This is a genomic window from Sphingorhabdus sp., assembly GCF_044239005.1.
Classification (GTDB): Bacteria; Pseudomonadota; Alphaproteobacteria; order Sphingomonadales; family Sphingomonadaceae; genus Sphingorhabdus_B.
In genome coordinates this window covers 1-6,025 of sequence record NZ_JBIICH010000123.1, presented here as the reverse complement: position 1 = coordinate 6,025, position 6,025 = coordinate 1, and the positions used below count along the sequence as shown (strand labels likewise).

Sequence of the window (6,025 nt, the reverse complement as noted above, 5' to 3'; positions counted from 1 at the left end):
TGGCGCGCCCTACAGGAGTCGAACCTGTGGCCTCAAGATTAGAAGTCTCGCGCTCTATCCAGCTGAGCTAAGGGCGCGCGCTGAGAGGCGCAATAACGGCTTTGCCTGCGAACGCAAAGCTGCTTATGTCATTTTATGCAAGATGCTCCCGTTGTAACCGAAAGCGCAAGTGCCGTCGCCGGACGCCAGTTCCGCTATTATGATTTCGTCATGGCCGCATTTGTGGCCATTTTGCTGCTGTCCAACATCATTGGCGCGGCAAAACCGGCCGCGGTGACCATAAACGGGGAGCAATGGATATTCGGGGCAGGGATATTGTTTTTCCCGCTTGGCTACGTCATCGGCGACGTCCTGACCGAAGTTTATGGCTATGCCCGCGCACGGCGCGTCATCTGGGCCGGCTTTGCTGCCCTGTTGTTTATGGCTTTCATGAGCTGGGTTGTCGTTGCCTTGCCACCAGCGCCAGGTTGGGAAGGCCAAGCCGCCTATGAAAGCGTATTTGGACAAGTATGGCGGATAGTGATTGCGTCCATCACCGCATTTTGGGCGGGTGAGTTCGTCAACAGCTATGTCATGGCGCGCATGAAAATATGGACAGGCGGCAAGCATCTGTGGTCGCGCACCATTGGGTCGACCGTCGTGGGGCAGGGCGTCGATAGCATCATATTTTACCCACTCGCCTTTTGGGGCCTATGGAGCCAAGAACAGGTCGTCAGCGTTATGATTACCAACTGGCTGCTGAAAGTGGGCTGGGAAGTTGTGTTGACCCCCCTAACATATGTCGTGGTAGGCTGGTTAAAGCGCAAAGAGGGCGTCGATATTTTCGACGAGGGCACGAATTTTTCGCCCTTCAAAACCAAAGTTTAGGACGTCATGCAGGATTATTTGGAGCAGCTATCCGAATATTGGATCGGCTATAAAATACGCCTGATTGACGCGGTTGGACTGACCAACGATGCGATGCATATCCATGCATCATTGTTGATATTATTTGGTTCAGCAATGGTCCTGCGCCGCAGGCCCGACAGTATTTGGTGCTGGTTGATCGTGCTCGTCGCCGAATTGTTCAACGAATATACCGATCTGCAGGGTCAAGCGCCGGGCGAGGCGACAATCGATGCCGCGATGCACGATCTTTACAATACCATGTTTTGGCCGACGATAATCTTACTTTTGGGTCGGTTTATGTTTCCGCGCGCCAAAAAATCTGACGCAACACCCGATTTATTAGGCGATTTCGCGGATCAGCCCCTCAAATAATCTGCGGCCGTCTGATCCACCCTGCATGGCCTCAATCATCCGTTCGGGATGCGGCATCATGCCAAGAACATTACCTGCGTCATTGAGAACACCGGCAATGTTGCGCGCTGACCCGTTGACGGGCTCAGCATAGCGAAACGCAACGCGGCCTTCGCCTTCCAAGCGATCAAGCGTCGCATCATCGGCAAAGAAATTGCCGTCATGATGGGCCACCGGAATGTGGATTTTTTCACCGGCTGAATATCCGCTGGTGAACATGGATTGGCTGTTTTCGACGGTCAGGCCGACCGTGCGGCAGACGAAACGGATGCCCGCGTTGCGCATTAATGCGCCGGGAAGCAGCCCCGCTTCGGTCAAAATCTGGAAGCCATTGCAGACACCGAGCACCGGGACGCCGCGACCCGCAGCGGCAATGACCGCCTGCATCACGGGCGAACGCGCCGCCATTGCACCAGAACGCAGATAATCCCCATAAGAAAAACCGCCCGGAATTGCGATGAGGTCTAGTCCCGTTGGCAATACGCTTTCGCGGTGCCACACCAAGCTTGTATCCGCGCCGGTGATGTCACGAATGGCAACCGCCATGTCACGGTCGCAATTCGATCCGGGAAATTGAATGACGGCAGCGCGCATCATGCTTGCTCGATTTCGAAATTCTCAATGACCATATTGGCCAACAATTTGGTGCACATGGATTCCAGATCAGCCTTGGACAGACCAGGCTCATGTTCAATCTCAATCAGGCGGCCCGCCCGCACATCATGAACGCCCGAAAACCCAAGGCCTTCGATCGCGTGGTGAATGGCTTTCCCTTGCGGATCGAGCACGCCGTTCTTCAGAGTGACAAAAATACGGGTTTTCATGTGGGCCCTATCTGCTTGGTTGTTCGCCTTTCCTATAGAAGGCGCGCCGCGCGATTCAAGGGTAAGCTCACGCCCAACAGGAATTTAAGCGCGTTCCGTACGGCGCTTTTACGGATTGGACGTCGCCATGATAGGTTTGGCAATTGCCGCGTCTGGTAACGCGCGGAATGTGAACTGCGCGGGCTTGCCGAGATACTGCTTGGCCAGTGCCCATAAATCCTGCGCAGTAATCGAATTGAACGTTTTTTCGCTCTGCCGAAACCGGTTCAGCCTGTCGGGATTGGTTTGCGCTTCTGCCGCAAAACCCAGCCATGTCGGGTTGCGCTTTTTCCAGTCGGCATAGCTTTCGAGCACAGGTTTGCGTGCGCGTTCAAACAGGTCGCTGTCAACGGGCGCTTTCACGATTTCCGTCATGACCAGATCAACCGTATTTTCGATGGCGGCGAGGTCCTTGGGGTCGCCTGCTGTCGAAATCGAAAATGCACCACGGTCGCGATAGACATCCGACATCTCTGATCCTGCCTGCACACCATATGTCGCGCCCAGCTTTTCCCGCAATTCGTCCGTAAGGCGAAGGGTTACGACACGTGCCAACAGGTCCATCGACTGCGTCAGTTTCTGGTCGCGGTCACCCGTGGTGGGCCAAATCCGGCGCCACCCCAGCTGATTGGCTTCACCCTTGTGCGGGATATCGAAATTCCCGCTGGCCGTGCTCCAGCGTGCGTCCTGAGCTGTCATATCTGCCGTGCCCGTCCGGGTGGGCATAGCGCCAAAAGTGCGGGCAACAGCGGCAATTGTGGCGGCTTCGTCGAGGTCGCCGACGATTGCGATTTCCATCCTGTTCTGGATCAAGGCATCGCCCAACGCAGATTTCAGCTGCGAAAAATCGGCCGCTTGGACCACTTCAAGCGGCGCAAGCGCAAAGCGGGGGTCATTGTCCGTCATGATTCGCGCCATGGCGATGCTCAATGCCGATCCGGGAGTTGCGTCCAGCCGCGCGTAGATTTCTGGCAATGGGCGGCGGAACAAGCGGAGGGCACTGTCGGCATAGCCCGGATATTTCGTGTACGCGGCCATCACCTGCAACTGGCGTTCCAAGTCCACAGGTGCGACGGCACCAGTGCCGCCGAAATAGTCTTCAGCTACCCCGAATGCGGGTGTGACGGTTGTCCCGGCAAGCAAGGAGCGCAGATCTTCAAAATCATGCGCCGCAAGACCGCCGGAAACATACGCGCCGGACATCAGCCAAGCCAACACCGCTGCGTCCTTCGCAAAATGCAATTGTCCGCCATCGATCCGCAGGGAATATCGCACGCGATTGTCCTCAAAATCGGTTTTTTTGAGGTTCAGCAAAACGCCATTGGCAAAGCGGATTGTGCGAATGCCAAGGTCGGGGATGACTGTATCTGCAACGACGGTGCCGGCGGGGCCAAAGTCCGTATAGGCAAATGCGCTCGTTGCGCGCGCGACGGGTGCCGCCACCGCAACCGCGCGGCTTGCCGCATAGGCGGCCAAGATATCATCGGAAGACGTCCCTGACGTCTGCTTCGTGGATAGAAAAATTTGCGGTGCCGCCATTTGGCCAAACCATTTTGCGAACTCTGCATTTACGGCAGCTTTCGTCATGAACGGACGCAATTGGCGCCATAGCAGCAACCGGTAGGCGTCTGAATTATAGGCGTCATCGTCAAGTCCGACCAATGCGTTGGCGATCGAAGCGCTTTGCTCTGTGCCCTCTGCCTTGGCGTTGTTTTCATAAGAGGTGTCGAGGCGCTTTATCTGCTCGGCAACTTCGGTGTCGTCAAAACCATATTGCAGGGCTTGCCGGACAGCCTGTTCTGTAAATGGCAGCAACGCCCGCCAACTGCCGTCTTTGCCGCCTGCGCTAAAGCTGACGGCGGCATAATTGTCGCAGATACCTAAGGTAAAGTTTACACCACCGCCTAGAAAAGGAACGTCCTCTGAACGCGACCGGCGGCTTATCCGCTGGGAAATGATGGCCGATGCAATTTGCATCTTGAGTTCAATCATCGCCCGTTCGACGGTATCGGGCCGAGGTTTGTCCTTGAAAAACTGTTGAACGGCAATGGCTTCATTGATTTCAGGATGGGTAAAACTTGCGGCAGACACGCCACGTGTCGTATCGAGTTCGCACCGGTCAAGGTTACCCAAGGGTGGTGCTGTGACCTGCCAATCAGCGAATTTGTTCGCCAATTCGCGCTCAATCGCAACGGGGTCCACTGGTCCGACAATGATGATCTTGATCCGGTCTGGCCGGTAATATTTGCGATACAGCGCCTTCAACCGGTCCGCAGGTGCGGTTTCGAGGATTTCGGATAGCCCAATCGGGTAGCGTGTCGAAAAATAGGTGTTGGGATAATAGAGATTGTTGGCAGCCCGCCAACTTTGAAACGCGAAATTTTCGCGCTCGCGTCTCTCCGCTAATACGATCCCACGTTCACGATCAACCGCTGCGGGGTTAAACGAGATATTGCCCGCGGTCTCGCGCATCAGGAACAAAGCGCGCTCAATCAGGCGCGGGTCGGCTTTCGGCAAATCGAGCTTATATTCGGTCCGTGTGTACCCCGTTGACGCATTCGTATCGGCGCCAAAGGAGAGGCCAAGCCGCTCAAGCATTTTGACCATCTCGCCCTCGGGCACGTTGGTGCTGCCGTTGAACGCCATATGTTCGATGAAATGCGCAAGACCCTGCTCGTCCTCCGCCTCTGCCGCTGACCCGAAGTCGATGGTCATGCGCACAAGCACCTGATTCTGGGGGCGCTGGTTCGGGCGAATGGCGTAGCGCAGACCATTGGGCAGCCGCCCGTAAATGATGCTTGGGTCTGGTTCGAGGTCGGACGTCTCCGCATTCCAGGGTGCGGTGCGTTCCGTACCCTCGACTTTCGTTTTCTCTTGCGGCGCAGCGGACAAAGCGGGTGTGCCTACAACCGAGGTAGCCACCGCCAATACAAGTAAAAGTCTCTTGTTCATCGATCGACTTTGTCCAGAGAAAGCCGCCGATAGCAAGATGCAAAGATGTAAATTCTTGTGTTACTTGCCTTTACGTAGCCTATGGCTAACCATATCGAGCACAGCGCCTTCGCTTTCATCGGGCATCAGGCCCAGACGGCGCGCCACTTCCTGATAGGCTTCGGCTTCACCGCCCAAATCACGGCGGAAGCGATCCTTATCAAGCTTTTCGCCGGTTTCGATGTCCCAAAGGCGGCATCCATCGGGGCTGATTTCGTCCGCCAAAATGATGCGTGAAAAATCGCCGTCAAACAGTCGGCCGAACTCCAGTTTAAAGTCCACCAATCGAATGCCAATCGCCGCAAACATGCCGCACATGAAATCGTTGATGCGGATCGCCATCGAAGAAATGTCCTGCATTTCCTCCTGCGTGGCCCAACCGAAGCATGCGATATGTTCTTCGGCTACAAGCGGATCGCCCAAGCTGTCGTCTTTGTAGCAATATTCCAGCAATGTGTGGGGCAGGGGTGTGCCTTCTTCGATGCCCAGCCGTTTGGACAAAGTGCCCGCAGCGACATTGCGCACAATCACTTCGATCGGCACGATTTCAACTTGCCGGATGAGCTGCTCACGCATGTTCAGACGGCGGATGAAGTGGGTGGGAATGCCAATATGGCTCAGGCGCGTGAAAACATGCTCTGAGACGCGGTTGTTAATGACGCCCTTGCCGGAAATCGTTCCCTTTTTCTGGGCATTGAAGGCGGTCGCATCATCCTTGAAATATTGGATGAGCGTGCCGGGTTCAGGACCTTCATAAAGAATCTTGGCCTTGCCTTCGTATATTTTGCGGCGGCGGGTCATATGCGGTCCCTGACTTTGCTTAAAATGACGTGCCCCGGCAGGACCGGCCGAAAAGTGACCAGACGCTGCCG

General features: G+C 55.6%; 6 protein-coding genes and 1 tRNA gene. 2 read left to right on the top strand and 5 right to left on the bottom strand.

Features of this window, described 5'->3' with window-relative positions; genetic code table 11:
- Nucleotides 1–77, bottom strand: a tRNA-Arg gene (locus ACILQA_RS09290).
- Between the two features lie 58 nt (nt 78–135).
- Between ACILQA_RS09290 and ACILQA_RS09285 the strand changes: the two genes are divergently transcribed.
- Nucleotides 136–867, top strand: coding sequence for a queuosine precursor transporter (locus ACILQA_RS09285; RefSeq protein ID WP_395629442.1), 732 nt, complete (start codon nt 136–138; stop codon nt 865–867).
- 6 nt (nt 868–873) lie between these two features.
- Nucleotides 874–1,260, top strand: coding sequence for a hypothetical protein (locus ACILQA_RS09280; RefSeq protein WP_395629441.1), 387 nt, complete (start codon nt 874–876; stop codon nt 1,258–1,260).
- On the opposite strand, the gene purQ is transcribed toward ACILQA_RS09280, so the two are convergent.
- The 4 genes from purQ to purC all read right to left on the bottom strand — a co-directional run bounded on the left by purQ (nt 1,228) and on the right by purC (nt 5,954).
- Nucleotides 1,228–1,893, bottom strand: a complete 666-nt coding sequence (purQ, locus tag ACILQA_RS09275; protein WP_395629443.1) for a phosphoribosylformylglycinamidine synthase subunit PurQ — start codon at nt 1,891–1,893, stop codon at nt 1,228–1,230. The genes ACILQA_RS09280 and purQ overlap by 33 nt on opposite strands.
- Nucleotides 1,893–2,123, bottom strand: a complete 231-nt coding sequence (gene purS, locus ACILQA_RS09270) for a phosphoribosylformylglycinamidine synthase subunit PurS (protein WP_183941822.1) — start codon at nt 2,121–2,123, stop codon at nt 1,893–1,895. The genes purQ and purS overlap by 1 nt, the downstream gene beginning before the upstream one ends.
- Nucleotides 2,124–2,231: 108 nt before the next feature.
- Nucleotides 2,232–5,114 carry a M16 family metallopeptidase gene (locus tag ACILQA_RS09265; protein ID WP_395629440.1) on the bottom strand — a complete coding sequence of 961 codons (2,883 nt, stop codon included), beginning with the start codon at nt 5,112–5,114 and terminating at the stop codon, nt 2,232–2,234.
- Between the two features lie 60 nt (nt 5,115–5,174).
- The gene (purC, locus tag ACILQA_RS09260) at nt 5,175–5,954 is read right to left on the bottom strand and encodes a phosphoribosylaminoimidazolesuccinocarboxamide synthase (RefSeq protein WP_125230782.1); all 780 of its coding nucleotides are present in this window, start codon (nt 5,952–5,954) and stop codon (nt 5,175–5,177) included.
- Between the last annotated feature and the right edge of the window lie 71 nt (nt 5,955–6,025).